The organism is Streptomyces venezuelae ATCC 10712, from assembly GCF_008639165.1.
GTDB lineage: Bacteria > Actinomycetota > Actinomycetes > Streptomycetales > Streptomycetaceae > Streptomyces > Streptomyces venezuelae.
Genome location: NZ_CP029197.1, coordinates 5,743,794 through 5,768,962 on the forward strand (window position 1 = coordinate 5,743,794; position 25,169 = coordinate 5,768,962).

Consider the following 25,169-nt stretch of genomic DNA (forward strand, 5'->3'; position numbering starts at 1 on the left):
CGGCGTGATGCCTGGGGACCGTGCGCTCCTAGAGCTTGGTCCAGGCCTCGGTGAGCACCGAGCGCAGGATGCCTTCGATCTCGTCGAAGGTGCCCTGGTCGGCGATCAGCGGCGGGGCCAGCTGGATGACCGGGTCGCCACGGTCGTCGGCGCGGCAGTACAGGCCGTTGTCGAAGAGCGCCTTGGAGAGGAAGCCGTAGAGCACGCGCTCGGTCTCCTCGTCCGTGAAGGACTCCTTGGTGACCTTGTCCTTGACGAGCTCGATGCCGTAGAAGAAGCCGTTGCCGCGGACGTCGCCGACGATCGGGAGGTCGTGCAGCTTCTTCAGGGTGTCGAAGAAGTTGCCCTCCTGGTCGAGGACGTGCTGGTTCAGGCCTTCCTTGTCGAAGATGTCGAGGTTGGCGAGGGCGACCGCCGACGACACCGGGTGGCCACCGAAGGTGTAGCCGTGCAAGAAGGTGTTGTCGCCCTTGTAGAAGGGCTCCGCGATGCGGTCGGAGACGATGCAGGCGCCGATCGGGGAGTAGCCCGAGGTCATGCCCTTGGCGCAGGTGATCATGTCCGGCACGTAGCCGAACTTGTCACAGGCGAACATCGTGCCGAGGCGGCCGAAGGCGCAGATCGTCTCGTCGGAGACGAGGAGCACGTCGTACTGGTCGCAGATCTCGCGGACCCGCTGGAAGTACCCGGGCGGCGGCGGGAAGCAGCCGCCGGCGTTCTGCACCGGCTCCAGGAAGACGGCCGCGACGGTCTCGGGGCCCTCGAAGAGGATCTGCTGCTCGATCTGGTCGGCGGCCCAGCGGCCGAAGGCCTCGGGGTCGTCGCCGTGGATCGGGGCGCGGTAGATGTTGGTGTTCGGCACCTTGTGCGCGCCGGGGACCAGCGGCTCGAAGGGGGCCTTGAGGGCCGGCAGACCGGTGATGGACAGGGCGCCCTGCGGGGTGCCGTGGTAGGCGACCGCACGCGAGATGACCTTGTACTTGGTGTGCTTGCCCTGCAGCTTGAAGTACTGCTTGGCGAGCTTCCAGGCGGTCTCGACGGCCTCGCCGCCACCGGTGGTGAAGAAGACCTTGTTGAGGTCGCCCGGCGCGTAGTCGGCGAGGCGCTCGGCGAGCTCGACGGCCTTGGGGTGGGCGTACGACCACACGGGGAAGAACGCGAGCTCCTGGGCCTGCTTGTACGCGACCTCGGCCAGTTCCTTGCGGCCGTGTCCGGCGTTGACCACGAAGAGACCCGCGAGACCGTCGAGGTAGCGCTTGCCCTTGTCGTCGAAGATGTAGGTGCCCTCACCACGCACGATGGTGGGTACGGGCGAGTTCTCGTACGACGACATGCGCGTGAAGTGCATCCACAGGTGGTCGTACGCGGTCTTGGAGAGGTCCTGGGTCACGATTATCGAGTTCCCCACATGTAGGTCTGCTTCTTGAGCTTGAGGTAGACGAAGCTCTCGGTGGAGCGCACGCCGGGCAGTGTGCGGATGCGCTTGTTGATCACATCCAGCAGGTGGTCGTCGTCCTCGCAGACGATCTCCACCATCAGGTCGAACGAGCCCGCGGTCATCACCACGTACTCGCATTCGGCCATGGCCGTGAGTGCCTCCGCAACCGGATCCAGGTCACCCTCGACGTTGATGCCGACCATCGCCTGCCGTCGGAAACCCACGGTGAGCGGGTCGGTGACGGCGACGATCTGCATGACGCCCTGGTCGAGCAGCTTCTGGACGCGCTGCCGTACGGCGGCTTCGGAGAGGCCCACGGCCTTTCCGATCGCCGCGTAGGGGCGGCGACCGTCTTCCTGGAGCTGTTCGATGATCGCCAGGGAGACGGCGTCGATCGTCGGGGACGAACCGGTTCCGGTTCTGGAGTCTGTGCTTCGACTGGCCACGACTTCACTGTGCACCGAGATGGGCAGTCATGCAACCCCAGAGCGATGAAATTCGTTGCGGAAGGGTCTTCACGGCACCGAATCCGAAGTTGAGGGGGGTCGGGGCTGTTGAAAGCGTCAGTCGAGCGACTAGGCTGAGGTGTCTCGCCCATCGGGACACCGCACAACGAAGTGCGCCGACAGAACGTGACAGGAGGGGTGGCAAGTGACCACCGAGCTGCGCCGGCTGCGTAACTACATCAACGGGGAGTTCCGCGACGCGGCCGACGGCCGCACCATCGAGGTGGTCAACCCGGCCACCGGCGAGGTGTACGCCACCTCCCCGCTCTCCGGGCAGGCCGACGTCGACGCCGCCATGGAGGCCGCCGCGGCCGCCTTCCCCGCCTGGCGTGACAGCACCCCCGCCGAGCGCCAGAAGGTACTCCTCAAGATCGCCGACGCCTTCGAGGAGCGCGCCGAGGACCTGATCGCCGCCGAGGTCGAGAACACCGGCAAGCCGGTCGCCCTCACCGCGAGCGAGGAGATCCCGCCGATGGTGGACCAGATCCGCTTCTTCGCGGGTGCCGCCCGGATGCTCGAAGGCCGCTCGGCCGGCGAGTACATGGAGGGCATGACCTCGATCATCCGCCGCGAGCCCGTGGGCGTCTGTGCCCAGGTCGCGCCGTGGAACTACCCGATGATGATGGCCGTGTGGAAGTTCGCCCCGGCCCTCGCCGCGGGCAACACCGTCGTCCTCAAGCCCTCGGACACGACCCCCGCGTCGACCGTCCTGATGGCGGAGATCATCGGCCAGATCGTGCCCAAGGGCGTCTTCAACGTCGTCTGCGGCGACCGTGAGACGGGCAAGGCGATGGTCGAGCACCCGACCCCCGCCATGGCCTCCATCACCGGCTCCGTCCGCGCCGGCATGCAGGTCGCCGAGTCGGCGGCCAAGGACGTCAAGCGCGTCCACCTGGAGCTGGGCGGCAAGGCCCCCGTCGTGGTCTTCGAGGACACCGACATCGACAAGGCCGTCGAGGACATCTCCGTCGCCGGCTTCTTCAACGCCGGCCAGGACTGCACCGCCGCCACCCGCGTCCTCGTGCACGAGTCCATCCACGACGAGTTCGTCGCGGCGCTCGCCAAGGCGGCCGCCGAGACCAAGACCGGCCAGCCGGACGACGAGGACGTGCTGTACGGCCCGCTCAACAACGCCAACCAGCTGAAGCAGGTCACCGGCTTCATCGACCGCCTCCCGGCCCACGCCAAGGTCGAGGCCGGCGGCCACCGGGTCGGCGACAAGGGCTACTTCTACGCCCCGACCGTCGTCTCCGGCCTCAAGCAGGACGACGAGATCGTCCAGAACGAGGTCTTCGGCCCGGTCATCACCGTCCAGTCCTTCACGGACGAGGCGCAGGCCCTGGAGTTCGCGAACGGCGTCGAGTACGCCCTCGCCTCCTCCGTCTGGACCAAGGACCACCAGCGCGCGATGCGCATGTCCAAGTCCCTCGACTTCGGCTGTGTGTGGATCAACACCCACATCCCGCTGGTCGCCGAGATGCCCCACGGCGGCTTCAAGAAGTCCGGCTACGGCAAGGACCTCTCGGCCTACGGCTTCGAGGACTACACGCGCATCAAGCACGTGATGACCTCGCTGGGCTGAGCCCCCGCCGGCACCGACCGCGGCCCCGACACCCTTGATCGACAGGGTGTCGGGGCCGCGGCCCGTCGCTCGACGGACCGTCCATTGCCGCGGGCGCGAGCGGGCCGCGATGCTGCACGGGTGAGAGCGACAGCCAGGAACACCATGTCCCGCAGGTCCCTGCTGCGCGGCTTCGGCGGCGCCGCCGCCGCGAGCCTGCTCGCCGCCGGGTGCGGGGTCCCCGCCGCCTACGTCGACGAGGGCGACCGTGCCGCCCGCGACCTCTCCGCGCGCGACCGGACCCTCGACTTCGCCAACTGGCCGCTCTACATCGACACCGACGACGAGGACGCCAGGAAGCGCCCGACCCTCGACGCCTTCCGGAAGCGCACCGGGATCTCCGTCCGGTACACCGAGGAGATCAACGACAACGACGAGTTCTTCGGCAAGATCAGCCCGTCCCTGATGAACCACCAGGAGACCGGCCGCGACCTGATCGTCGTCAGCGACTGGATGGCCGCCCGCTTCGTCCGCCTCGGCTGGGCCCAGGAGATGAACCGCGCCACCCAGCCCAACGTCACCGAGCACCTCGACCCGCAGCTCCGCTCGCCCGCCTTCGACCGGGGCCGGCTGCACACCGTCCCCTGGCAGTCCGGGATCACCGGCATCGCGTACAACCGCCGGAAGCTCGGCCGCGAGATCCGCTCCACCAACGACCTGTGGGCCGACGACCTGCGCGGCAAGGTCACCCTGCTCTCCGGCCTCGACGAGTCCTTCGCGCTGCTCATGCTGGGCAGCGGCGTGGACGTCACCCGCTGGAAGGGCGACGACTTCCACGCCCTCTGCGAGAAGGTCGAGGGCCTCGTGAAGTCCCGGCACATCCGCCGCTTCACCGGCAACGACTACATCAAGGACCTGTCGACCGGTGACGTCCTCGCCTGCCAGGCGTACTCCGGTGACGTCATCCAGCTCCAGGCCGACAACCCGGACATCGAGTTCGTCGTTCCCGAGGAGGGCGCCGAGCTCTGGGCCGAGTCCCTGCTGATCCCCAACCTCGCCCGGCACAAGACCAACGCCGAGAAGCTCGTGGACCACTACTACGAGCCCGAGGTCGCCGCCGAACTCGCCGCCTGGGTCAACTACGTCTGCCCGGTCCCCGCCGCGCAGAAGGTCCTCGCGGACTCCGGCGACGAGGAGCTCGTGGCACTCGCCGAGGACCCACTGATCTTCCCGGACACCGAGATGCGCGGCCGCCTCGCGATCGCCCGGGACATCACGGCCCAGGAGCGGCAGGAGTTCGCGAAGAGGTGGAACGCGATCGTGGGGCTGTGAGTTGAGCCGGATGTGACCACATCCCCCTCGAACTTGCTTGCCACATACGGGCTGTTCCTCGCCTGGGCGGTCCACGACGCCGAGGAGCTGGCCCTCGGACCCCGCTGGCTGCGGGAGAACCTGCCGGTGCTGCGCGAGCGGTTCCCCGGTGTGCCGGAGGCGGTCTGGAAGGCCGCCGAGTCCGTCGACGAGCGTGAATTCGCCCTGGCCGTGGGGGTGATGGGTGCCGTCGTCGGCGCCGCCGCCGTGGCCGGGGCCCGTACCGGCGGCCGGTCCGCCTTCTACCAGGGGGCGTTGAACGGCTTCGGACTGCACGGCCTCGTCCACCTCGCGCAGGCCGCCGCCGTGCGCGGGGTGACACCCGGCTCCGTCACCTCGCCTCTCGTGGTCATCCCCTTCACCCTCTGGGCGCGCGGCCGGCTGCGCCGCGCGGGCGTGCTCCGTCCGACCGGACTCCGGGGCACGGTCGCCGGCCTGGGGGTTGCGGCGGCCGCCACCGTCGTCGCACACGCGGTGGCACGCCGACTGGCCCCCCGTTTCTGAACGCGTTCAAGAGGGGCGTACGCTGCCCTCATGAGCGACTCGAACGGGCCGAGAGCCCTTCTCACGCGCATCCGCGTCTGGCTGATCGTCTTCGTCGTCTGTCTGGTGCTGAGCGGGGTCACCGCCTTCCCGCTCGTCACCGAACTCCGGCTGCTGGACTCCTCGCTCGACGGGTGGGCGGCTCCGGTCGCCGACCTACTCCCCGGCCTCGCCGAGTGGATCGACCGGGTGCGGGGCGGAGTGGAGAACGCCGACGCGCAGGCCCCGTACCTGCTGTACGGCACCGACTGGCTGGCCTTCGCCCACCTCGTCATCGCCGTCGCCTTCCACGGCCCCTACCGCGACCCCGTCCGCAACATCTGGGTGATCGAGTTCGGCATGATCGCCTGCGCCGGCATCATCCCGCTCGCCCTGATCTGCGGGCCCGTCCGCGGCATCCCCTTCTGGTGGTCGGTCATCGACATGTCCTTCGGCGTCATCGGCGTCCTGCCGCTGCTCCACGTGCGCCGGCTGATCAAGCGGCTCGAAGCGGCCACGGCGCCGGAGCCCGTGCCGGCCGGCTAGGACGCGTCCGGCAGGCCGTACGCCGCCACCATGACGTTCAGGGCCGTCGGGTTCATGTCCTGGCCCTTCGCGTCTGTGGAGTTCACGCTGTAGACGAGGGTGCGGGCGCCGTCGCGGGTCGAGGCGATGGCCGCGTTGTAGCCCCAGCGGCCGCCCGTCTTGCCCCAGACCTCGCGGCCGCCGAGCTTCTTCATCGACAGACCGACGGAGTACGCGGCCGGGGCGCCGCTCTTGGAGTCGGGGACCTTCGGCAGCGTGAACATCTCCTCCAGGAGCGGACCGCGCACCACCCCGCCCGCGAACAGCGCCCGGGTGAACCGCTCCAGGTCGGCCGTGGTCGAGACGAGGTCACCGGCGGCCCAGCCGTCGGTCGCCGCCCACACCGAGACGTCGCGCAGGCCGGTCGTCCCGTCGTCGAGCCGCATGGTCTGGTAGCCGTGGTTGTACGGGCCGCGGATCTCGGCGGCCCCGCCGGGGAGGTACGTGTCCCGCAGGCCGAGCGGGCGCAGGATCCGCCGCTCCACCTGGTGCTCGTACGAGTCCCCCGTCACCCGCTCCACGATCAGACCGGCGACCGTGTAACCGATGTTGAGGTAGTGCTGCTTGGTGCCCGGCCGGAACTCGCGCGGCTTCGACGTCGCCGAGCGGACCATGGCCTCCGGGTCGTGCACGTCGAAGCGGTGCGCGTACCACTCCTCCACCGTCTCGCCGACGGCGAGATCGGGCGCGGGGATGCCGTGCGTGTGGTTCAGGAGCTGACGAACCGTCACCGTGGCGTAGCGGCCGGGGATCAGCTCCGGCAGGTACGAGCGGGCCGTGCGGTCCAGATCGATCCGGCCCTCGGACGCCAGCTGGAGGACGGTCGCCGCCGTGAAGACCTTCGTCACCGAACCGGCCCGGAAGCGGGCCGCCGGGTCCGCGGGGGCCCCGGACTCCAGGTCATGGACGCCCGAACCGCCCTGCCAGGAGCCCTCGGTGCCACCGACCCGGACCAGGGCGGCCGTGGCGTCGGCGCGGGGGAGCCCGGCGATCGCCGCACTCAGATCAGGGGCCGTCGGCCGCGTGGCCGGTGCGGCCGCCGGGGGCGTCGCGAAGGCCGGGGTGAGCGCCGGGCCCGCCGCGACCCCCAGGACCAGGGCGGCGGCGAGCAGCGTGCGGGTGGCTTTCCTCATGGTCAACTCCGGTGGTGTGAGCCGTTGTTCTCGCTGGCTCCATCCTGCTGACCCGCGGCGATCGCCGGATCGCCCGCACCGGCGGTCTTCCGGAGGTCAGTTCCTCACCGGCGCGGGGGAGGGGCCGCGCCCCGTGCCTCCCCCGGGCGGGGGAGAGCCCGCCGCGACGAGACCCGTCTCGTACGCGCAGATCACCGCCTGGATCCGGTCCCGCAGGCCCAGTTTGGCGAGCACGTTCCCCACGTGGGTCTTCACCGTGTGGTCGCTGACGACCAGCTCCGCCGCGATCTCCGCGTTGGACAGACCGCGCGCGAGCAGCAGCAGCGTCTCCCGCTCGCGGCCCGTCAGCACGTCGAGCCGGGGGTCGGGGGCGGTCCTGCGCGGTCCGCCCGCCGTGTACTGCTCCACCAGCCGCCGGGCCACCGACGGCGCCAGCAGCGAGTCGCCCGCCGCCACCACCCGTACCGCGTGCACCAGATCGTCCCGCCGCACGTCCTTGAGGAGGAAGCCGCTCGCGCCCGCGTGCAGCGCCTCGTACACGTACGCGTCGGTGTCGAAGGTCGTCAGGATCACGGTGCGGCAGCCGGACTCCGCCCCGATCGTCCGGCAGGCCTCGATGCCGTCCGTCCCGGGCATCCGGATGTCGAGCAGGGCCACGTCCGGCGCGTGCCGGCGCACCGCCTCCACCGCCGCCGCCCCGTCCCCGGCCTCCGCGACCACCTCGATGTCCGGCTGCGCGTCCAGGATCATCGCGAAGCCGCTCCGGACCAGTTCCTGGTCGTCCGCGACCACCACCCGGATCGTCGTCATCTCCCCACCTCCGCCGTGGAGGGTACGGGGAGCAGCACCCGCACCTCGAACCCCCGGCCGTCCGGACCCGGGCCGGTGGTCGCCGTCCCGCCGTGCGCGGCGGCCCGCTCCCGGATGCCCGTCAGCCCGTGCCCGCCGGTGCCGGCCGCCCCGGGGCCGCGTCCGTCGTCGGTCACGGTGACCCGCAGGACGCCGTCCGCCCGGGCGAGCCGGACCTCGGCCGTGCGGGCGCCCGCGTGCTTGACCACGTTCGTCAGGGCCTCCTGGACGATCCGGTAGACGCCGGAGCCGGTCGCCGCGGGCAGCGCCCGTACCCCGCCCTCGGTGGTGTACGAGACGGCCAGGCCGCTGGCCCGCACCCGCTCCACCAGCTCGGGGATGCCCGCGAGGTCCGGCTGCGGCTCCCGGGGCGCGGCGCCCTCGGGCCCCTCCCGCAGCAGCCCCAGCATCTGCCGCAGCTGGGTCATCGCCTCCCGGCCGGTCTCCGAGATCGCGTCGAACGCGGCCTCCGCGCGCTCCGGCGCCGTCCGCATCGCCACCGGCCCCGCCTCCGCCTGCACGATCATCAGGCTCACCGCGTGCGACAGGATGTCGTGCATCTCCCGGGCGATCCTGGCCCGTTCGCGGGCGGCGGCCTGCTCCGCCTCGATCCGGTGGGCGCGCTGCCGGGCGTCCTGGAGCCGGCCGAAGGCGTAGGCGGCGCCGAACACGAAGAGCGAGAAGGTCAGTTCACGTGCCGACCGGGTGTTGATCCACACCGACACCGGTACCGCGACCAGCATCAGCCCCGCCGTCAGGAGCCGCTTCCACGGGACCGAGAGGACCGCGACCGTGTAGACGCTGACCAGCCCGGTGTACGGCAGGGGCTGCCCCGGCCCCTCGAGGGCCAGCTTGTACAGCGCGCTCGCCGCCATGATCGCGAGCAGCACGGCGAGCGGTGCGCGCCGGCGCCAGACGAGCGGCAGCACGGTGAGCGTCGTCAGCCCGTACGCCGGCCAGGTCGCCGGTTCGAGCTCCGGCGGGCGCGGCACCACGAACGGCATCGTCATCGCCGCCTGCACCAACAGCGCGATCCCCAGGTCCACCGTCCACGGGTTCGCCGCGCTCCAGGCCCGCGCCCGCTCCCACCGTGCCCGTACGTCCCCCCGTGCCGGCATTACGGCTTGCGGCCCACCGCGCCGAACTGCGCGACCACGGCGCTCTCCCCGGACGCGGGGCGCCAGCGCGAGCAGGAGACGATGCCCGGGTCCAGGAGGTCGAGGCCGTCGAAGAAGGAGGCGAACTCGGCGCGGCTGCGGGCGGTGATCGGCGGGGTGGCGTTCTCGTTCCAGAAGGCCATGGCGTCCTTGTTTCCCTCGCCGCCGAGCTCGGGCTCCAGCGTGGGGTGGGTCAGCACCAGGTAGCTGCCGGCCGGTACGGCGTCCATCAGGGTGCGGACGATCGACCGGGCCTCGTCCGTGTCCAGGACGAAGTTGAGGATGCCGAGCATCATCACGGCCACCGGCCGGGAAAGGTCGAGGGTCGCTCCGGCCGCCGCGACGATCTTCTCCGGGTCGTGCGCGTCGGCGTCGACGTACTCGGTGATCCCTTCCGGTGCGCTGGTCAGCAGCGCGCGGGCGTGGGTGAGGACGATCGGGTCGTTGTCCACGTAGACGATCCGGGCGTCGGCCGCGGCCCGCTGGGCCACCTCGTGGGTGTTGTCCGCGGTGGGCAGCCCCGTACCGATGTCGAGGAACTGCCGTACGCCGTGCTCGGCGGCGAGGAGCGTCACGGCCCGCCCGAGGAACGCCCGGTCCGCCCGGGCCACTTCGCCGATGCTGGGGTAGAAGCCGGTGACCTGGTCACCGACCGCCCGGTCGACCGGGTAGTTGTCCTTGCCGCCCAGCCAGTAGTTCCACACCCGGGCGTTGTGGGCGATGTCGGTGCGGATCCGGTCGTTCATGGGTGGGCCTTTCGCAGCACGGCGGCGAGGGTGTCGACGCGGTTCGTGGTGATCGAGTCGACGCCGTTCCTGATCAGCTTACGCATGGTGCGGGGGGTGTCCGCGGTCCAGGCCGAGACGAGCAGACCGTCCCGGTGCAGCCGCTCCGTCAGCTCCCGACTCACCAGTCCGAAGCGGTAGTTGAGCCATCGCGGCCGGACCGCGTCGAGCAGCACCGGGCGCGGCGGGGCGAGCGAGGTCCAGGTCAGGGCGATCTCGGCGGCCGGGTCGGCGGCGCGCACCTGGAGCATGGCGACGGCCCCGGCGCAGTAGTAGACGCGCTCCCCGGCGCCGCACTCGCGGACCGTACGGACGATCGCGCGGACCGAGTCCTCGTTCCCGCCGGGCAGGTCGAGCATCAGCCGCTTCTCGCCGGCGGTGAGCAGCGCCTCCCGCAGGGTCGGGATCCCGCCGTACGTCAGCTCGCCGGCCTGCTCGTACGTGAGGGCGGAGAGGGGCCGGTCGTGTCCCCACAGGCGCTTCAGGGTGTCGTCGTGCAGCAGGACCGGCACCCCGTCCTTCGTCAGCCGGACGTCGACCTCGACGGCGTCCGCGCCCCGCTCGACCGCCGAGGCGATCGAGCGGAGCGTGTTCTCCCGGACGCGGTACGGGTCGCCCCGATGCGCCACGACGGTGACGGGGGCCGTGGCCTCGGCGGCTTTCACGGCGGACGGGTCCCTGAAGGTGTCGGAGTCCATGGGCCCATTCTCGCCGCCGGGGACCCGCGGGCCAGTCGTCAGCGCGCGGGCCGGCCGGTCCGCCGGCCGGCCGTCAGCGCGCGAGCCAGTTGTCGGTGTACGCGTCGATCTCGTCGGCGATCCGGGCCTTCCCGGCCGCGTCGAGGAACGAGGCCTCCACCGCGTTCTTGGCGAGGGCGGCGACACCGCGCTCGTCCAGACCCAGGAGACGGGCGGCGACCGCGTACTCGGTGTTGAGGTCGGTGCCGAACATCGGCGGGTCGTCGCTGTTCACCGTGACGAGCACCCCGGCGTCCACCATCTGCCGGATCGGGTGCTCGTCGAGGGTGGCGACGGCCCGGGTGGCGATGTTCGAGGTCGGGCAGACCTCCAGGGCGATCCGGTGCTCCGCCAGGTGGGCGAGGAGCGCCGGGTCCTGCACCGAGCTGGTGCCGTGGCCGATGCGCTCGGCGCCCAGGTCGTTGATCGCGTCCCAGACCGTCTGCGGGCCGGTCGTCTCGCCCGCGTGCGGGACGGAGTGCAGGCCGGCCGCCCGGGCCCGGTCGAAGAACGGCTTGAACTGCGGACGCGGCACGCCGATCTCCGGGCCGCCCAGGCCGAAGGAGACCAGGCCCTCGGGGCGCAGCCCGTCGGTGGTGGCGAGACGGGCGGTCTCCTCGGCGGACACCAGACCGGCCTCGCCGGGGATGTCGAAGCACCAGCGCAGGACGGTGCCGAACTCGGCCTCCGCCGACTTGCGGGCGTCCTCGATGGCCGCCATGAAGGCGCGCTCGTCGATACCGCGGCGGGTGGAGGAGTACGGGGTGATGGTCAGCTCGGCGTACCGGATGTTCTGCCGGGCCATGTCACGGGCGACCTCGAAGGTCAGCAGCCGGACGTCCTCGGGGGTGCGGACCAGGTCGACGACCGACAGGTAGACGTCGATGAAGTGCGCGAAGTCGGTGAAGGTGAAGTAGTCGGTCAGCGCCTCGGGGTCCGTGGGGACCTTGGAGTCGGGGTGCCGGGCCGCCAGCTCGGCGACGATCCGGGGCGAGGCGGAGCCGACGTGGTGCACATGGAGCTCGGCCTTGGGGAGGCCGGCGATGAAGGGATGGAGGTCGGTCATCCGATCATCGTAGGCCGGGCGGTTCCCCCTGGGGGGTGAGGCCGTAGCATGGCGGCACCATGATGGGGGAGGCCCATGTCTGACAACCGAGACCAGTCGCGGGGCGGATACGACCCGACGGACCCGTGGGCTCCGCCGAACCGCGACGGGGTGGAACTGAGCAAGCCGGCGGAGCCGTCGCCCGCGCCGGTGCACGACCAGCAGACCGTGACGTCCATGCCGCTGACGCCCGAGCCGGGCGGCGCGGTGCCGCCGCCACCGGTGGCGCCCGGCGGCCCGGCGGCCACGCCCGGCGCGTACGGCTACCCGGCGGCGGACACCTCCGCCGGCTACGGCTACCCCGCCCCGGCCGCCGCGGGCCCGGCGTCCGGAGGCTACGGCCATGCCGGATACCCGTCCTACGGCGGCGGCTACCCGGGCCAGCCCGGCTGGCAGCAGCCCGCGTCCAACGGCATGGGGACGGCCGCGATGGTGCTCGGCATCGTCGCCGTGGCCGGCTTCTGCCTGTACGGCCTGGGCGTGATCCTCGGCATCCTGGCGCTGATCTTCGGCATCATCGGCATCAAGAAGGTCGGCCGGGGCGAGGCGACCAACCGGGGCATGGCGGTCGCGGGCATCGTGCTCGGCTCGATCGGCATCGTGGTCAGCGCCGTCTTCCTGGGCTTCGTCATCTGGGCGATCGCCCAGGACTCGTCGTCCTTCGACGACTCCGGCTACGACGACGACCCGTTCGCCTCGGTCCTGCAGATCGAGCGCGACGGCGCCTGAACGAGCCGGCGGCCGCGCCCGGTACGCCGGGCGCCGCCCCGCGGCCCGTACGCGAAGTGGCCCGCACCTGCTCCAGGTGCGGGCCACTTCGCGTACGGCGGCTCACCCGCCCGACAGCAGCCGCTCCCTGGCCTCCATCAGGGCGAAGCCCAGCAGGTTCAGGCCGCGCCAGCGGGCCGGGTCATGGGCGCGGGGGTCGTCGGCCGCGAGGCCGATGCCCCACACCCGGTCCAGCGGGCTCGCCTCCACCAGGACCCGGCCGCCGGTGCCCAGGAGATACGCGCGCAGGGCCTCGTCCGAGGAGAACTTGTGGACGCTGCCCTCGACGACGATCCCGAAGCGCTCCCGCTCCCACACCACGTCGTCGAAGCCCCGGACCAGCCGGCCCGCCTTCTTGGCCTCCGCGGGGGTGGCGGCCCGGAGCGCGGCGCGCTCGGCCTCGGCGTCCCCGAAGAGGCGGGCCTTGGCCGCCATCATCCAGTGCTCGGCCGTCGCGTACGACACGCCGTCGACGACGAAGGGGGCCGGCCACCACTGGCTGAGGCAGCTCGCCGAGAGGCGGCCGTCCGGGTGCGGACGGTGGCCCCAGAAATGCAGCCACTTCACTCTGTCACCCGTGTTGACCTGCTGTATCAGCGACTCGACCGTGATCATGCATGGGAGTCTGGCATCCGCCACGGACACTCCGTACGGAGATTTTCCGGCCGCCTCGACACATGGTCGACCGATTCCGTCGCGTAACCAAAAGGCAACAACGGAATCACTTGTTGGACCACTATCCCTCTGTCAGGATCGGCACTCAATTCGAGCTGGAACAACGGAGAGCGTCATGGGCAACCGCTTCCAGGTGACGGACCGCTTCGCGGACGGCGCACAGTACATCGGCGGGCGGCTCCGGGCCGGAACCTCCGGTCAGGAACACAGCGTGATCGATCCGGCGACCGGGGAGAGCGTGTACACCTACGCGCTCGCCTCCACCGCCGACGTCGACGAGGCCGTCGCCGCCGCCAAGGCCGCCTTCCCCGGCTGGGCGGGCGCCACCCCCGGCGAGCGCTCCGACGCCCTGCACCGCTTCGCCGCCGTGCTCGCCGAGCGGGCGGAGGACTTCGCCCGCGTCGAGTCCCTCCAGTGCGGCAAGCCGCTCAAGCTCACCACCGAGTTCGACGTACCCGGCACCGTCGACAACGCCGCCTTCTTCGCGGGAGCCGCCCGACACCTCCAGGGCCAGTCCGCCGCCGAGTACAGCGGCGACCACACCTCGTACATCCGCCGCGAGCCGATCGGCGTCGTCGGCTCCATCGCCCCCTGGAACTACCCCCTCCAGATGGCCGCCTGGAAGATCCTCCCGGCCGTCGCGGCCGGGAACACGATCGTCCTCAAGCCCGCCGAGCTCACCCCGCTGACCTCCCTGATGTTCGCGCAGGCGGCGACCGACGCCGGCATCCCGGACGGCGTGATCAACATCGTCAACGGCGCCGGGAGGACCGTCGGCGAACACCTCGTCGGCCACCCCGACGTCGTCATGACCTCCTTCACCGGCTCCACCCCGGTCGGCAAGCGGGTCGCCGAGATCGCCACCGCCACCGTGAAGCGGCTCCACCTGGAACTCGGCGGCAAGGCCCCCTTCGTGGTCTTCGACGACGCCGACCTGGAGGCCGCCGCACACGGAGCCGTCGCCGCCTCCCTCATCAACAGCGGCCAGGACTGCACCGCGGCCACGCGCGCGTACGTCCAGCGGCCGCTCTTCGACGCCTTCGTCGCGCGCGTGGCCGAGCTCATGGAGACCGTCCGGATCGGCGACCCCTTCGCGCCGACCACCGACCTCGGCCCGCTGATCAGCCACGTCCACCGCGACCGGGTCGCCGGCTTCGTCGAGCGGGCCCGCGGCTACGCCACCGTCGTCACCGGCGGGGAAGCACCCGGGGGAGACCTCAAGGACGGTGCGTACTATCGTCCGACGCTGATCACCGGCGCCGCTCAGGACAGCGAGGTCGTGCAGTCGGAGATCTTCGGTCCGGTGCTGGTGGCCCTGCCCTTCGACAGCGACGACGAGGGCATCCGGCTCGCCAACGACACCCCGTACGGTCTTGCCGCCTCGGCCTGGAGCCGGGACGTCTACCGGGCCAACCGAGCCACCCGGGAGATCAAGGCCGGCTGTGTCTGGGTCAACGACCACATCCCGATCATCAGCGAGATGCCCCACGGCGGCACCAAGGCATCGGGCTACGGGAAGGACATGTCGGCCTACTCCTTCGAGGAGTACACGCAGGTCAAGCATGTGATGTACGACAACACCGCGGTGGCGGCCAAGGACTGGCACCGCACGATCTTCGGGGACCGATAGCAGCCCGTCGCCCGACCCGCGACGAACCATCCCGAAAGGGCACAGCGCATGGAGCAGTACGAGCCCGACAGCCTCTCCGCGGCGCAGACCGCGGCGATACGCCGCAGCCTGACGAGCGGCCGGGGCGCCCTCACCCGCCGTTCGATGCTGCGCGCCGGCGGCGTCGGAGCGCTCACGGTCGGCGGTTTCGCCTCCCTGAGCGCCTGTGGCATCCCGCCGGCCAAGCGGGAGGGCCAGGGGCCCGCCTCCACCGACGTCTCGGACAAGGAGAAGACCCTCGCCTTCTCCAACTGGACCGAGTACATGGACGTCAGCGAGGACGAGAAGACCCGCCCGACCCTGGAGGCCTTCACCCGGCGCACCGGGATCAAGGTCAAGTACACCGAGGACATCAACGACAACGTCGAGTTCTTCGGCAAGATCAAGCCGCAGCTCGCGGCGGGCCAGGACACCGGCCGCGACCTGATCTGCGTCACCGACTGGCTCGCCGCCCGGATCATCCGGCTCGGCTGGGCGCAGAAGCTGGACGCCGCGAACCTCCCGCACGCCTTCGCCAACCTCTCCGCCCAGTTCCGCAGCCCCGACTGGGACCCGGGCCGCGCCTACTCGTACCCGTGGACGGGCATCTCGACGGTCATCGCGTACAACGCCAAGGCGACCGGCGGGAAGAAGGTCGACTCGGTCACCCAGCTCCTCGACGACCCCGCGCTCAAGGGCCGGGTCGGCTTCCTCACCGAGATGCGCGACTCCGTCGGCATGACCCTGCTCGACCTGGGCAAGGACCCCGGGAAGTTCACGGACGCCGACTACGACGCGGCGATCGGACGCCTCCAGAAGGGCGTCGACAAGAAGCAGATCCGCCGCTTCACCGGCAACGACTACACCTCCGACCTGGACAAGGGCGACATCGCCGCCTGCCTCGCCTGGGCCGGCGACGTCATCCAGCTCCAGGCCGACAACCCGGACATCAAGTTCTCCATCCCGGCCGCCGGTTACATCACCTCCAGCGACAACCTGCTCGTCCCCGCCCAGGCCCGGCACAAGACGAACGCCGAGAGGCTCATCGACCACTACTACGAGCTGCCGAACGCCGCCCAGCTCGCCGCGTACATCAACTACGTGTGCCCCGTCGACGGAGTGAAGGACGAGCTCACCAAGATCGACCCCGAACTCGCGAACAACACGCTGATCCTCCCGGACAAGGCCATGGCCAAGAAGTCGCACGCCTTCCGGTCGCTCACCAGCGCGGAGGAGACGGCGTACGAGGAGAAGTTCGCCAAGCTCATCGGCGCCTGAGGCCCCGCCGTCCACCTCTCTCACTCCCCTGGGATCACGACCCATGACTGACAAGACTGCTCACACCGGAATGAACACTGGCGGCGGCGACGTCCGTCTCACCGGGATCAGCAAGACCTACGGCCCCTTCACGGCCGTCCACCCGCTCGACCTGACCGTCCCGCAGGGCTCCTTCTTCGCCCTCCTCGGCGCCTCCGGCTGCGGCAAGACCACCACGCTACGCATGATCGCCGGCCTGGAGGACCCCACCACCGGCACCGTCTTCCTCGGCGACAAGGACGTCACCGACCTCCCGCCGTACAAGCGGCCGGTCAACACCGTCTTCCAGTCCTACGCGCTCTTCCCGCACATGGACATCACCGAGAACATCGCCTTCGGCCTGCGCCGCCGCGGCATCAAGTCGGTGAAGAAGCAGGTCGACGAGATGCTGGAGCTCGTCCAGCTCGGCGACAAGGCCCGGCACAAGCCGCACCAGCTCTCCGGCGGCCAGCAGCAGCGCGTCGCCGTGGCCCGAGCCCTCATCAACCACCCGCAGGTGCTGCTCCTCGACGAGCCGCTCGGCGCCCTCGACCTCAAGCTGCGGCGTCAGATGCAGCTGGAGCTCAAGCGGATCCAGACCGAGGTCGGCATCACCTTCGTGCACGTCACCCACGACCAGGAGGAGGCCATGACCATGGCCGACCAGGTCGCGGTGATGAACGGCGGCCGGGTCGAGCAGCTCGGCGCCCCCGCCGACCTGTACGAGAACCCGCAGACCACCTTCGTCGCCAACTTCCTCGGCACCTCCAACCTCATCGAGGCCGAAGTCCTGGAGACCGGCGCCGATGTCGTCGTGACGGCCGGCGGCGGCAAGCTCCGCGTCCCCGGCGACCGCTGTACCTCCGCCGCCCGCCAGGGCGGCAAGGTGCTCGTGGGCGTCCGCCCCGAGAAGATCTCCCTCGCGCACGCCGACGACGCGGGCTCGATAGCCGACGGGCGCAACCGGGTCACCGGCCGGATCGTCGACTCCTCCTTCATCGGCGTCTCCACCCAGTACGTGGTGAACAGCCCGGCGGGCGCGGAACTCCAGGTGTACGAGCAGAACGTGGACCGGCGCGCGGGGCTCCTCCCCGGCGCGGAGGTCGTCCTGCACTGGAACCCGGCGCACACCTTCGGGCTCGACGCGGCGCAGGACATCGACGCGGGCGTGGAGACGGTGGAGGACGCCTCGTGACCACGACCCTGGAGAAAGCCGCTCCTCCGACGGAGGAACCGGTTCTGCGCAAGCCCTCCACCCGCAAGCGGCTCGTCCCGTACTGGCTGCTGCTGCCCGGTCTCCTCTGGCTCGTCGTCTTCTTCGCGCTGCCGCTGGTCTACCAGGCATCGACCTCCGTGCAGACCGGCTCCCTCGAAGCCGGTTTCCAGGTCACCTGGCACTTCCAGACCTACTGGGACGCCTTCCAGGAGTACTGGCCGCAGTTCGTCCGCTCCCTGCTGTACGCCGGGACCGCGACGATCCTCTGCCTCCTCCTCGGCTACCCGCTCGCGTACCTGATCGCCTTCAAGGCCGGCCGCTGGCGCAACCTGCTCCTCGTCCTCGTCATCGCGCCCTTCTTCACCAGCTTCCTCATCCGGACGCTGGCCTGGAAGACGATCCTCGCGGACGACAGCCTCGTGGTCGACGCGCTGAACGCCCTGCACGTCCTCGACGTGACCAGCTGGATCGGCTGGACCGAGGGCGACCGCGTCCTCGCCACCCCGATGGCGGTCGTCTGCGGCCTCACGTACAACTTCCTGCCCTTCATGATCCTGCCCCTCTACACCTCCCTGGAGCGGATCGACGGACGTCTGCACGAGGCCGCGCAGGACCTGTACGCCTCCCCGGCGACCACCTTCCGCAAGGTGACCTTCCCGCTGTCGATGCCCGGCGTCGTCTCCGGCACCCTGCTCACCTTCATCCCGGCGAGCGGCGACTACGTCAACGCCGAACTGCTCGGCTCGACCGACACCAAGATGGTCGGCAACGTCATCCAGTCACAGTTCCTGCGGGTCCTCGACTACCCGACGGCCGCCGCGCTCTCCTTCATCCTCATGGCGATCGTGCTGGTCATGGTCACCGTCTACATCCGCCGAGCGGGAACGGAGGACTTGGTCTGATGCGTTGGATCCGCCGGAACCTCGTCGTCATCGCGGGCCTGCTGACGCTCGCGTACATGATCCTGCCGAACCTCGTCGTGATGGCGTTCTCCTTCAACAAGCCGAAGGGACGCTTCAACTACTCCTGGCAGGAGTTCTCCCTCGACGCCTGGAAGGACCCCTGCGGCGTCGCCGACATGTGCGAGTCGCTCTCGCTCTCCCTCCAGCTCGCCGCCTGGGCCACCGTCGGCGCCGTCGTGCTCGGCACGATGATCGCCTTCGCCCTCGTCCGCTACCGCTTCCGGGCGCGCGGCGCGATCAACTCGCTGATCTTCCTGCCGATGGCGATGCCCGAGGTCGTCATGGCCGCCTCGCTGCTCACCCTCTTCCTCAACATGGGCATCGAGCTCGGCTTCTGGACGGTCCTGATCGCCCACATCATGTTCTGTCTGTCGTTCGTCGTGACGGCGGTCAAGGCTCGGGTCATGTCCATGGACCCCCGCCTGGAGGAGGCCGCGCGCGACCTCTACGCGGGGCCGACGCAGACCTTCCTGCGGGTGACCCTGCCGATCGCCGCGCCCGGCATCGCCGCCGGCGCCCTGCTGGCCTTCGCGCTCTCGTTCGACGACTTCATCATCACCAACTTCAACGCGGGCTCCACCGTGACCTTCCCCATGTTCGTCTGGGGCTCGGCGCAGCGCGGAACCCCCGTTCAGATCAACGTCATCGGCACCGCGATGTTCGTCCTCGCGGTACTGGTGGTCGTGGCCGGGCAAATCATTACGAACCGGCGCAAGAAAACAGCAACGGCCTGAGCGAAACGAAGCTCAGGCACCGAAGGAGTTGGAAACCATGGCCCCAGTCGCCATGCGTCTCGCTGCACAATCTCTCTCCGACGCCCAGCCCGTCCCCTTCTGGCTGGAAGACCCCGGCAAGCCCGGCGCCCTGCCCGCCCTCACCGGCACCGAGAAGTGCGATCTCCTCGTCGTCGGCGGCGGCTACAGCGGACTGTGGACCGCGCTCCTCGCCAAGGAGCGCGACCCCGCCCGGGATGTCGTACTGATCGAAGGCCGCGAGGTGGGCTGGGCCGCCTCGGGCCGCAACGGAGGGTTCTGCGCCGCCTCCCTCACCCACGGCTTCGGCAACGGACTGGCCCGCTGGCCGGGCGAGCTGCCGAAGCTCGAAGAGCTCGGCGAGCGCAACCTCGACGCCATCGAGGACGCGGTCGCCCGCTACTCCCTCGACTGCGACTTCGAGCGCACCGGCGAGATCGACGTGGCCACCGAGCCGTACCAGGTCGAGGAGCTCCGCGAGGTGTACGAGGAGATCGAACGCCTCGGCCTCGCCGACGGCATCGAGCTCCTCGACCGGGACGCGGTCCGCGCCGAGGTCGACTCGCCCACCTTCCTCGGGGGCCTCTGGGACCGCCGGGGCGTCGCCATGCTGAACCCGGCCAAGCTGGCCTGGGGCCTGAAGCGGGCCTGCCTCGACCTGGGCGTGCGGATCTTCGAGAACACCCCCGGCCTCGACCTGACCTCCGTCGGCGGCGGCATGGGCGTGCGCACCCCGTACGGCCGGGTCCTCGCCCGCCGGGTCGCCCTCGGCACCAACGTCTTCCCGTCGCTGGTCAAGCGCGTCCGCGCGTACACCGTCCCGGTCTACGACTACGCCCTGATGACCGAGCCGCTCAGCGCCGAGCAGCTCGCGTCGATCGGCTGGAAGAACCGGCAGGGGCTCGGCGACTCCGCCAACCAGTTCCACTACTTCCGGATCACCGCCGACCACCGGATCCTGTGGGGCGGCTACGACGCGATCTACCGCTTCGGCGGCAAGGTCAGCGCCGAGATGGACCACCGCCCGGAGACCTACCTCAAGCTCGCCGAGCACTTCTTCCGCTGCTTCCCGCAGTTGGAAGGGCTGCGCTTCAGCCATGCCTGGGGCGGGGCGATCGACACCTGCTCCCGCTTCTCCGCCTTCTTCGGTACGGCGTACCAGGGCAGGGTGGCGTACGCGGCCGGGTTCACCGGCCTCGGCGTCGGCGCGACCCGCTTCGGCGGGGACGTGATGCTCGACCTGCTCGCGGGGGAGCGCACCGAGCGGACCGAGCTGGAGATGGTCCGCTCCAAGCCGCTGCCGTTCCCGCCCGAGCCGATCGCCTGGGCCGGCATCGGCATCACCAAGTGGTCGCTGGCGCGGGCCGACGAGCACGGCGGGCGGCGCAACCTGTGGCTGAAGGCGATGGACAAGGTCGGCCTGGGCTTCGACAGCTGAGGCGTGGACCCTCTTTGTAGTGATCTACATCACAACCGATGGGTAGCTGAAACCGCGTAAGAGTTGCCGCCGGAATCGCTCTCTCCGTACGGACACCGTGTCCACACGGAAGGAGAGCGTTGCGATGACTGGTACGGGGGCCTCGGGCGCCAAGAGCGCGGTGGAGTGGCTGGTTTCGGTCGCACCCGATCCCGACGCCTGCCGGTGGGAGTGGGAGCGCAATCCCCACGGGGTCGCGCTGCTCCCCGCCGGCAGGCGTTGGGACGTCCTGATCCTGCCGGCCGAACTCGGCTACCCCACCCTCGACGTCCTGACCCGGCTGGTGGACCGGCCCGGTCCGGTGCTCGCCGACTTCGGCGACGCCCGGATGGGCTTCTTCGTCCCTCCCGGCACCGCCGCCCGCTGGCTCGGCACCGGGGTGCGCGGCGCGGGCGCCGGCACCTGGATCGTCGTGCCGTACCCGGGCCGGGCGACCGGCGGGGTGCGCTGGCTGGTGGCGCCCGACGGCATGGGCACCCTCACCGACGCCGCCCTCCTGGAGCTGGCGATGCACGAGGCGGCGGGGTGGATCGGACGGGCGGGAGGGGTGTCGTAGGCGGCGTGGTCCGTACGGTGGGCGGGTGGCCCCGTCCGCCGTGCGGACGTCGGAGACAGAGGTCTTGACCACTTGATTGGTCTGGACCATGCTGTGGCGCGCTCCCCACTCGATTCCCCCACCCCCGGAGGCAGTTGTGGACCGCGCCAGACCTCTCACCGTGCTCCTCGCGGCCGCCCTGGCCGCCGGAGGGCTCGCCGCGCTCGGCCCCGCCGCCCAGGCCGCCGACGCCGAACTCGCCCGCAACGGCGGCTTCGAGGCGGGCCTGGACGGCTGGACGTGTACGGCGGGCAGCGGCGCCGCCGTCTCCTCACCCGTCCACGGCGGTACGAAGGCACTCCAGGCGACCCCCGCCGGCAGCGACAACGCCAAGTGCTCCCAGACCGTGACCGTGAAGCCCAACTCCTCGTACACGCTCAGCGGTTGGGTGCGCGGCAGCTACGTCTACCTCGGCGCCACCGGTACCGGCACCACCGACGTCTCCACCTGGACGGGCTCAGCCCCCGACTGGCAGCGGCTCGCGACCACGTTCACGACGGGCGCCTCGACGACCTCGGTCACGATCTACACCCACGGCTGGTACGGCACCCCCGCCTACCAGGCCGACGACCTCTCCCTCTACGGCCCCGGCGGCGACCCGGTGCAGCTCCCCGCCGCCCCCACCGGCCTCGCGGCGGGCTCCCCGACCTCCACCACCGTGCCGCTGACCTGGTCCGCGGTCCCCGGCGCCACCTCGTACAACGTCTACCGGGGGACCACCAAGGTCCAGACGGTCAGCGGCACCTCCGCCACCGTCACCGGGCTCACCGCCTCCACCGCGTACACCTTCCAGGTCAGCGCCGTGAACAGCGCCGGCGAGTCCGCCAAGTCGGCCGCCGTCAGCGCCACCACGACCAGCGGGGGCGGAGGCGGCAACCCCGGCCTGCCCGCGCACGCCCTCGTCGGCTACCTCCACGCCAGCTTCGCCAACGGCTCCGGCTACACCCGCATGGCCGACGTCCCCGCCTCCTGGGACGTCATCAACCTCGCCTTCGGCGAGCCGACCTCGGTCACCTCCGGCGACATCCGCTTCAGCCTCTGCCCGGCGACCGAGTGCCCGAACGTCGAGTCCGCCGCCGACTTCAAGGCGGCGATCAAGGCCAAGCAGGCCGCGGGCAAGAAGGTCCTCATCTCCATCGGCGGCCAGAACGGCCAGGTCCAGCTCTCCACCACCGCCGCCCGCGACACCTTCGTCTCCTCCGTCTCGAAGATCATCGACGAGTACGGCCTCGACGGCCTCGACATCGACTTCGAGGGCCACTCCCTCTCGCTCCAGACCGGCGACACCGACTTCCGCAACCCGACCAGCCCGGTCATCGTCAACCTGATCCAGGCGGTCAAGACCCTCAAGGCCAAGTACGGCGCCGGCTTCGTCCTGACGATGGCCCCCGAGACCTTCTTCGTCCAGCTCGGCTACCAGTACTACGGCTCCGGCCCCTGGGGCGGCCAGGACCCGCGCGCCGGCGCCTACCTGCCGGTCATCCACGCCCTGCGCGACGACCTGACCCTGCTGCACGTCCAGGACTACAACTCCGGCTCCATCATGGGCCTGGACAACCAGTACCACTCGATGGGCGGCGCCGACTTCCACATCGCGATGACCGACATGCTGCTCACCGGCTTCCCGGTCGCGGGCAACACCGACCGCGTCTTCCCGCCCCTCCGCCCCGACCAGGTCGCCATCGGCCTCCCGGCCTCCACCCAGGCGGGCAACGGCCACACCACGCCGTCCGAGGTGAACAAGGCCCTCGACTGCCTGACGAAGAAGACCAACTGCGGCACCTACCAGACCCACGGCACCTGGCCCGCCCTGCGCGGCCTGATGACCTGGTCGATCAACTGGGACCGCTACAACCAGTGGCAGTTCAGCCAGAACTTCGACGCGTACAACTGGAGCTGACGGCCAGCACCAGCAGACTGAGACAGAGACTGGCCAGCACGTCCAACGGCCAGTGGAAGCCCCGCAGGACGAGGCCGGACCCTGTCACCGCCGTCAGTACGGCGGCGACGGGGATCAGCCGGTTCGAGACCAGGAAGGCCGCGCCGAAGTAGGCGACGGCGGCCGTGGCCGTGTGGCCCGAGGGGTAGTAGCCCTGCGCCCAGGGCTCCAGCGGGCCGGGGCGGGCCGTCCACTCCTTCAGCGGGATCACGAGCAGGGGCACGGCGGCCATCGCGAGGCCCGCGTACAGGGCCGGGAGCCGGCGGCCGCGCCACACCGCGTACGCCATCGCGCAGCCGAGGACGGGCAGGGCGACGGTCATGTTGCCGAGGTCGGAGGCGAGTTCGCTCAGGGAGCGGGGGACCGTGTCCACCAGGGAACGGGACACCCGCTCGTCGAGCCCGGCCAAGGGGCCGTGGACGAGCACCTGCCAGGTCACGACGACGAGGGCGACGAGCGCCGAGAAGAGAGCCGGCCGCCCTGGAACAGGGGGGGTGGTTCCAGGGCGGCCGAGGGGATCGGGTCGCCGCGCGCCCCGGGGGGTATGGGGCGGGCGGCCGTCCGATCGGTGAGGAGTCCCGGAGCACGAGTCTCCGGTGGTGTGCGCGACGGCACGGTGTGGGCGGGGCTGGGGAGGCTCCGCCCGGGGTGTTTCTCTCATCTGCCGAAACCGTACGTCAGAGAAGAGGGGACCGACAGCGGGAAACGCATCCCGCCATCGGCCCCCCACAGAGTCTTCACACGGAGTGTCAGATCTGGGCGAACGCGTTCTCGAGGATGTCGAGACCCTCGTTCAGCAGGTCCTCGCCGATCACCAGCGGCGGCAGGAAGCGCAGCACGTTGCCGTAGGTGCCACAGGTCAGGACCAGCAGGCCCTCGTTGTGGCAGGCCTTCGCCAGGGCGCCCGCGGCCTCCGCGAACGGCTCCTTGGTCGCCGGGTCCTTCACCAGCTCGATGGCGATCATGGCGCCGCGGCCGCGGATGTCACCGATGACCGGGAACTTCTCCTGCATGGCCGTGAGGCGGGTCTTCATGACCTCCTCGATGCGCTTGGCCTTGCCGTTGAGGTCCAGCTCCTTCATCGTCTCGATGGCACCCAGCGCACCGGCGCAGGCCACCGGGTTGCCGCCGTAGGTGCCGCCGAGACCGCCGCCGTGGACGGAGTCCATGATCTCGGCGCGGCCGGTGACGGCGGCGAGCGGCAGACCGCCCGCGATGCCCTTGGCGGTGGTGATGAGGTCCGGGACGATGCCCTCGTCCTCACACGCGAACCACTGGCCCGTACGGCAGAAACCGGCCTGGATCTCGTCGGCGACGAAGACGATGCCGTTGTCGTTGGCGAACTTCACGATCGCCGGCAGGAAGCCCTTGGCCGGCTCGATGAAGCCGCCCTCGCCGAGGACCGGCTCGATGATGATCGCGGCGACGTTGTCGGCGCCGATCTGCTTGGTGATGTTGTCGATCGCCTGCGCGGCGGCCTCGGGGCCGCAGTTCTCGGCCCCGGTCGGCCAGCGGTAGCCGTAGGCCACCGGCACCCGGTAGACCTCGGGCGCGAACGGCCCGAAGCCCTGCTTGTACGGCATGTTCTTCGACGTCAGCGCCATCGTCAGGTTCGTACGGCCGTGGTAGCCGTGGTCGAAGACGACGACGGCCTGGCGCTTGGTGTACGAACGGGCGATCTTGACCGCGTTCTCGACGGCCTCGGCGCCGGAGTTGAACAGCGCGGACTTCTTGGCGTGGTCGCCCGGGGTCAGCTCGGCGAGCGCCTCACAGACCTCCACGTAACCCTCGTACGGCGTCACCATGAAACAGGTGTGGGTGAAGTCCTGGAGCTGCGCGGACGCGCGGCGCACGACGGCCTCCGCGGAGGCGCCGACCGAGGTCACGGCGATGCCGGAACCGAAGTCGATCAGACGGTTGCCGTCGACGTCCTCGATGATGCCGCCACCGGCCCGCTTGGTGAAGACGGGCAGCGTCGAGCCGACACCACCGGCGACCGTGTCGAGACGGCGGGCCTGAAGCTCCTGCGACTTCGGACCGGGGATGGCGGTGACGATGCGCCGCTCCTGCGGGACAGCGTTCATGCGGGGCT

At 70.6% G+C, this 25,169-nt stretch carries 24 protein-coding genes; 13 read left to right on the top strand and 11 right to left on the bottom strand.

Features of this window, described 5'->3' with window-relative positions:
* Nucleotides 1–28 precede the first annotated feature (28 nt).
* Entirely contained in the window at nucleotides 29–1,408 is a 1,380-nt protein-coding gene (locus tag DEJ43_RS26670; protein ID WP_181399518.1) for an aspartate aminotransferase family protein, read from the bottom strand.
* On the bottom strand, nucleotides 1,393–1,899 hold the full coding sequence (locus tag DEJ43_RS26675; RefSeq protein WP_041662919.1) for an Lrp/AsnC family transcriptional regulator: 507 nt from the start codon (nucleotides 1,897–1,899) through the stop codon (nucleotides 1,393–1,395). The genes DEJ43_RS26670 and DEJ43_RS26675 overlap by 16 nt, the downstream gene beginning before the upstream one ends.
* 190 nt (nucleotides 1,900–2,089) lie before the next feature.
* Here DEJ43_RS26675 and DEJ43_RS26680 point away from each other — a divergent pair, with 190 nt between their 5' ends.
* From DEJ43_RS26680 to DEJ43_RS26695, 4 genes are all read left to right on the top strand, one after another.
* Entirely contained in the window at nucleotides 2,090–3,526 is a 1,437-nt protein-coding gene (locus DEJ43_RS26680) for a gamma-aminobutyraldehyde dehydrogenase (RefSeq protein ID WP_015036500.1), read from the top strand.
* Between the two features lie 144 nt (nucleotides 3,527–3,670).
* Nucleotides 3,671–4,837, top strand: a complete 1,167-nt coding sequence (locus tag DEJ43_RS26685; protein WP_015036501.1) for a polyamine ABC transporter substrate-binding protein — start codon at nucleotides 3,671–3,673, stop codon at nucleotides 4,835–4,837.
* A 12-nt stretch (nucleotides 4,838–4,849) separates the two neighbouring features.
* Nucleotides 4,850–5,380 (top strand): HXXEE domain-containing protein, encoded by a 531-nt coding sequence (locus DEJ43_RS26690; protein ID WP_015036502.1) that lies wholly within the window; start codon nucleotides 4,850–4,852, stop codon nucleotides 5,378–5,380.
* 30 nt (nucleotides 5,381–5,410) lie between these two features.
* A complete protein-coding gene (locus tag DEJ43_RS26695; RefSeq protein WP_015036503.1) occupies nucleotides 5,411–5,944 on the top strand; it encodes a hypothetical protein in 534 nt (177 codons plus the stop codon).
* Here DEJ43_RS26695 and DEJ43_RS26700 read toward each other — a convergent pair.
* From DEJ43_RS26700 to DEJ43_RS26725, 6 genes are all read right to left on the bottom strand, one after another.
* Nucleotides 5,941–7,116: a serine hydrolase domain-containing protein gene (locus DEJ43_RS26700; protein WP_015036504.1), complete on the bottom strand. Its 1,176-nt coding sequence runs from the start codon at nucleotides 7,114–7,116 to the stop codon at nucleotides 5,941–5,943. The two genes, DEJ43_RS26695 and DEJ43_RS26700, sit on opposite strands and share 4 nt — an antisense overlap.
* Nucleotides 7,117–7,212: 96 nt before the next feature.
* Complete coding sequence (locus DEJ43_RS26705; RefSeq protein ID WP_015036505.1) at nucleotides 7,213–7,926, bottom strand: response regulator transcription factor; 714 nt, start codon at nucleotides 7,924–7,926, stop codon at nucleotides 7,213–7,215.
* Nucleotides 7,923–9,083 (bottom strand): sensor histidine kinase, encoded by a 1,161-nt coding sequence (locus DEJ43_RS26710; protein ID WP_015036506.1) that lies wholly within the window; start codon nucleotides 9,081–9,083, stop codon nucleotides 7,923–7,925. The genes DEJ43_RS26705 and DEJ43_RS26710 overlap by 4 nt, the downstream gene beginning before the upstream one ends.
* Nucleotides 9,083–9,868, bottom strand: coding sequence for an SAM-dependent methyltransferase (locus DEJ43_RS26715; protein ID WP_015036507.1), 786 nt, complete (start codon nucleotides 9,866–9,868; stop codon nucleotides 9,083–9,085). The genes DEJ43_RS26710 and DEJ43_RS26715 overlap by 1 nt, the downstream gene beginning before the upstream one ends.
* A complete protein-coding gene (locus DEJ43_RS26720) occupies nucleotides 9,865–10,605 on the bottom strand; it encodes a glycerophosphodiester phosphodiesterase (protein ID WP_015036508.1) in 741 nt (246 codons plus the stop codon). Before DEJ43_RS26720 ends, DEJ43_RS26715 begins: the two co-directional genes overlap by 4 nt.
* A gap of 73 nt (nucleotides 10,606–10,678) precedes the next feature.
* Nucleotides 10,679–11,710, bottom strand: coding sequence for an adenosine deaminase (locus DEJ43_RS26725; protein WP_015036509.1), 1,032 nt, complete (start codon nucleotides 11,708–11,710; stop codon nucleotides 10,679–10,681).
* 75 nt (nucleotides 11,711–11,785) lie between these two features.
* Between DEJ43_RS26725 and DEJ43_RS26730 the strand changes: the two genes are divergently transcribed.
* Entirely contained in the window at nucleotides 11,786–12,478 is a 693-nt protein-coding gene (locus DEJ43_RS26730) for a DUF4190 domain-containing protein (RefSeq protein WP_015036510.1), read from the top strand.
* 102 nt (nucleotides 12,479–12,580) lie between these two features.
* Here the strand turns inward: DEJ43_RS26730 and DEJ43_RS26735 are convergent, their stop codons facing one another.
* Complete coding sequence (locus DEJ43_RS26735; protein ID WP_015036511.1) at nucleotides 12,581–13,132, bottom strand: NADAR family protein; 552 nt, start codon at nucleotides 13,130–13,132, stop codon at nucleotides 12,581–12,583.
* Nucleotides 13,133–13,307: 175 nt separating this feature from the next.
* Here DEJ43_RS26735 and DEJ43_RS26740 point away from each other — a divergent pair, with 175 nt between their 5' ends.
* The 8 genes from DEJ43_RS26740 (at nucleotide 13,308) to DEJ43_RS26775 (ending at nucleotide 23,038) form a co-directional block, all read left to right on the top strand.
* Nucleotides 13,308–14,822 carry a gamma-aminobutyraldehyde dehydrogenase gene (locus DEJ43_RS26740; protein ID WP_015036512.1) on the top strand — a complete coding sequence of 505 codons (1,515 nt, stop codon included), beginning with the start codon at nucleotides 13,308–13,310 and terminating at the stop codon, nucleotides 14,820–14,822.
* A gap of 48 nt (nucleotides 14,823–14,870) precedes the next feature.
* Nucleotides 14,871–16,118, top strand: a complete 1,248-nt coding sequence (locus tag DEJ43_RS26745) for a polyamine ABC transporter substrate-binding protein (RefSeq protein WP_015036513.1) — start codon at nucleotides 14,871–14,873, stop codon at nucleotides 16,116–16,118.
* Between the two features lie 43 nt (nucleotides 16,119–16,161).
* Entirely contained in the window at nucleotides 16,162–17,331 is a 1,170-nt protein-coding gene (locus DEJ43_RS26750) for an ABC transporter ATP-binding protein (RefSeq protein WP_015036514.1), read from the top strand.
* Nucleotides 17,328–18,254 carry an ABC transporter permease gene (locus DEJ43_RS26755; protein WP_015036515.1) on the top strand — a complete coding sequence of 309 codons (927 nt, stop codon included), beginning with the start codon at nucleotides 17,328–17,330 and terminating at the stop codon, nucleotides 18,252–18,254. The genes DEJ43_RS26750 and DEJ43_RS26755 overlap by 4 nt, the downstream gene beginning before the upstream one ends.
* Complete coding sequence (locus tag DEJ43_RS26760) at nucleotides 18,254–19,048, top strand: ABC transporter permease (protein ID WP_015036516.1); 795 nt, start codon at nucleotides 18,254–18,256, stop codon at nucleotides 19,046–19,048. The genes DEJ43_RS26755 and DEJ43_RS26760 overlap by 1 nt, the downstream gene beginning before the upstream one ends.
* Nucleotides 19,049–19,085: 37 nt before the next feature.
* Nucleotides 19,086–20,504, top strand: coding sequence for an NAD(P)/FAD-dependent oxidoreductase (locus tag DEJ43_RS26765; protein WP_015036517.1), 1,419 nt, complete (start codon nucleotides 19,086–19,088; stop codon nucleotides 20,502–20,504).
* Between the two features lie 124 nt (nucleotides 20,505–20,628).
* Nucleotides 20,629–21,099: a hypothetical protein gene (locus tag DEJ43_RS26770; protein ID WP_015036518.1), complete on the top strand. Its 471-nt coding sequence runs from the start codon at nucleotides 20,629–20,631 to the stop codon at nucleotides 21,097–21,099.
* Nucleotides 21,100–21,187: 88 nt separating this feature from the next.
* Nucleotides 21,188–23,038, top strand: a complete 1,851-nt coding sequence (locus tag DEJ43_RS26775; protein ID WP_202490817.1) for a chitinase — start codon at nucleotides 21,188–21,190, stop codon at nucleotides 23,036–23,038.
* Here DEJ43_RS26775 and DEJ43_RS26780 read toward each other — a convergent pair.
* A complete protein-coding gene (locus DEJ43_RS26780; protein ID WP_071891520.1) occupies nucleotides 23,004–23,738 on the bottom strand; it encodes a phosphatase PAP2 family protein in 735 nt (244 codons plus the stop codon). The genes DEJ43_RS26775 and DEJ43_RS26780 overlap by 35 nt on opposite strands.
* Before the next feature lie 88 nt (nucleotides 23,739–23,826).
* Nucleotides 23,827–25,161 (bottom strand): 4-aminobutyrate--2-oxoglutarate transaminase, encoded by a 1,335-nt coding sequence (gene gabT / locus DEJ43_RS26785; RefSeq protein WP_015036521.1) that lies wholly within the window; start codon nucleotides 25,159–25,161, stop codon nucleotides 23,827–23,829.
* Nucleotides 25,162–25,169 lie beyond the last annotated feature (8 nt).

Excerpts from the sequence above, each read along its gene's own strand:
- DEJ43_RS26710 (WP_015036506.1), bottom strand. The coding sequence starts at position 9,083 with ATGCCGGCACGGGGGGACGTACGGGCACGGTGGGAGCGGGCGCGGGCC.
- DEJ43_RS26720 (WP_015036508.1), bottom strand. The coding sequence starts at position 10,605 with ATGGACTCCGACACCTTCAGGGACCCGTCCGCCGTGAAAGCCGCCGAG.
- DEJ43_RS26705 (WP_015036505.1), bottom strand. The coding sequence starts at position 7,926 with ATGACGACGATCCGGGTGGTGGTCGCGGACGACCAGGAACTGGTCCGG.
- DEJ43_RS26700 (WP_015036504.1), bottom strand. The coding sequence starts at position 7,116 with ATGAGGAAAGCCACCCGCACGCTGCTCGCCGCCGCCCTGGTCCTGGGG.
- DEJ43_RS26745 (WP_015036513.1), top strand. The coding sequence starts at position 14,871 with ATGGAGCAGTACGAGCCCGACAGCCTCTCCGCGGCGCAGACCGCGGCG.
- DEJ43_RS26725 (WP_015036509.1), bottom strand. The coding sequence starts at position 11,710 with ATGACCGACCTCCATCCCTTCATCGCCGGCCTCCCCAAGGCCGAGCTC.
- DEJ43_RS26775 (WP_202490817.1), top strand. The coding sequence starts at position 21,188 with ATGCTGTGGCGCGCTCCCCACTCGATTCCCCCACCCCCGGAGGCAGTT.
- DEJ43_RS26715 (WP_015036507.1), bottom strand. The coding sequence starts at position 9,868 with ATGAACGACCGGATCCGCACCGACATCGCCCACAACGCCCGGGTGTGG.
- DEJ43_RS26730 (WP_015036510.1), top strand. The coding sequence starts at position 11,786 with ATGTCTGACAACCGAGACCAGTCGCGGGGCGGATACGACCCGACGGAC.
- DEJ43_RS26770 (WP_015036518.1), top strand. The coding sequence starts at position 20,629 with ATGACTGGTACGGGGGCCTCGGGCGCCAAGAGCGCGGTGGAGTGGCTG.
- DEJ43_RS26750 (WP_015036514.1), top strand. The coding sequence starts at position 16,162 with ATGACTGACAAGACTGCTCACACCGGAATGAACACTGGCGGCGGCGAC.
- DEJ43_RS26760 (WP_015036516.1), top strand. The coding sequence starts at position 18,254 with ATGCGTTGGATCCGCCGGAACCTCGTCGTCATCGCGGGCCTGCTGACG.
- gabT (WP_015036521.1), bottom strand. The coding sequence starts at position 25,161 with ATGAACGCTGTCCCGCAGGAGCGGCGCATCGTCACCGCCATCCCCGGT.
- DEJ43_RS26740 (WP_015036512.1), top strand. The coding sequence starts at position 13,308 with ATGGGCAACCGCTTCCAGGTGACGGACCGCTTCGCGGACGGCGCACAG.
- DEJ43_RS26765 (WP_015036517.1), top strand. The coding sequence starts at position 19,086 with ATGGCCCCAGTCGCCATGCGTCTCGCTGCACAATCTCTCTCCGACGCC.
- DEJ43_RS26685 (WP_015036501.1), top strand. The coding sequence starts at position 3,671 with ATGTCCCGCAGGTCCCTGCTGCGCGGCTTCGGCGGCGCCGCCGCCGCG.
- DEJ43_RS26780 (WP_071891520.1), bottom strand. The coding sequence starts at position 23,738 with ATGAGAGAAACACCCCGGGCGGAGCCTCCCCAGCCCCGCCCACACCGT.
- DEJ43_RS26695 (WP_015036503.1), top strand. The coding sequence starts at position 5,411 with ATGAGCGACTCGAACGGGCCGAGAGCCCTTCTCACGCGCATCCGCGTC.
- DEJ43_RS26735 (WP_015036511.1), bottom strand. The coding sequence starts at position 13,132 with ATGATCACGGTCGAGTCGCTGATACAGCAGGTCAACACGGGTGACAGA.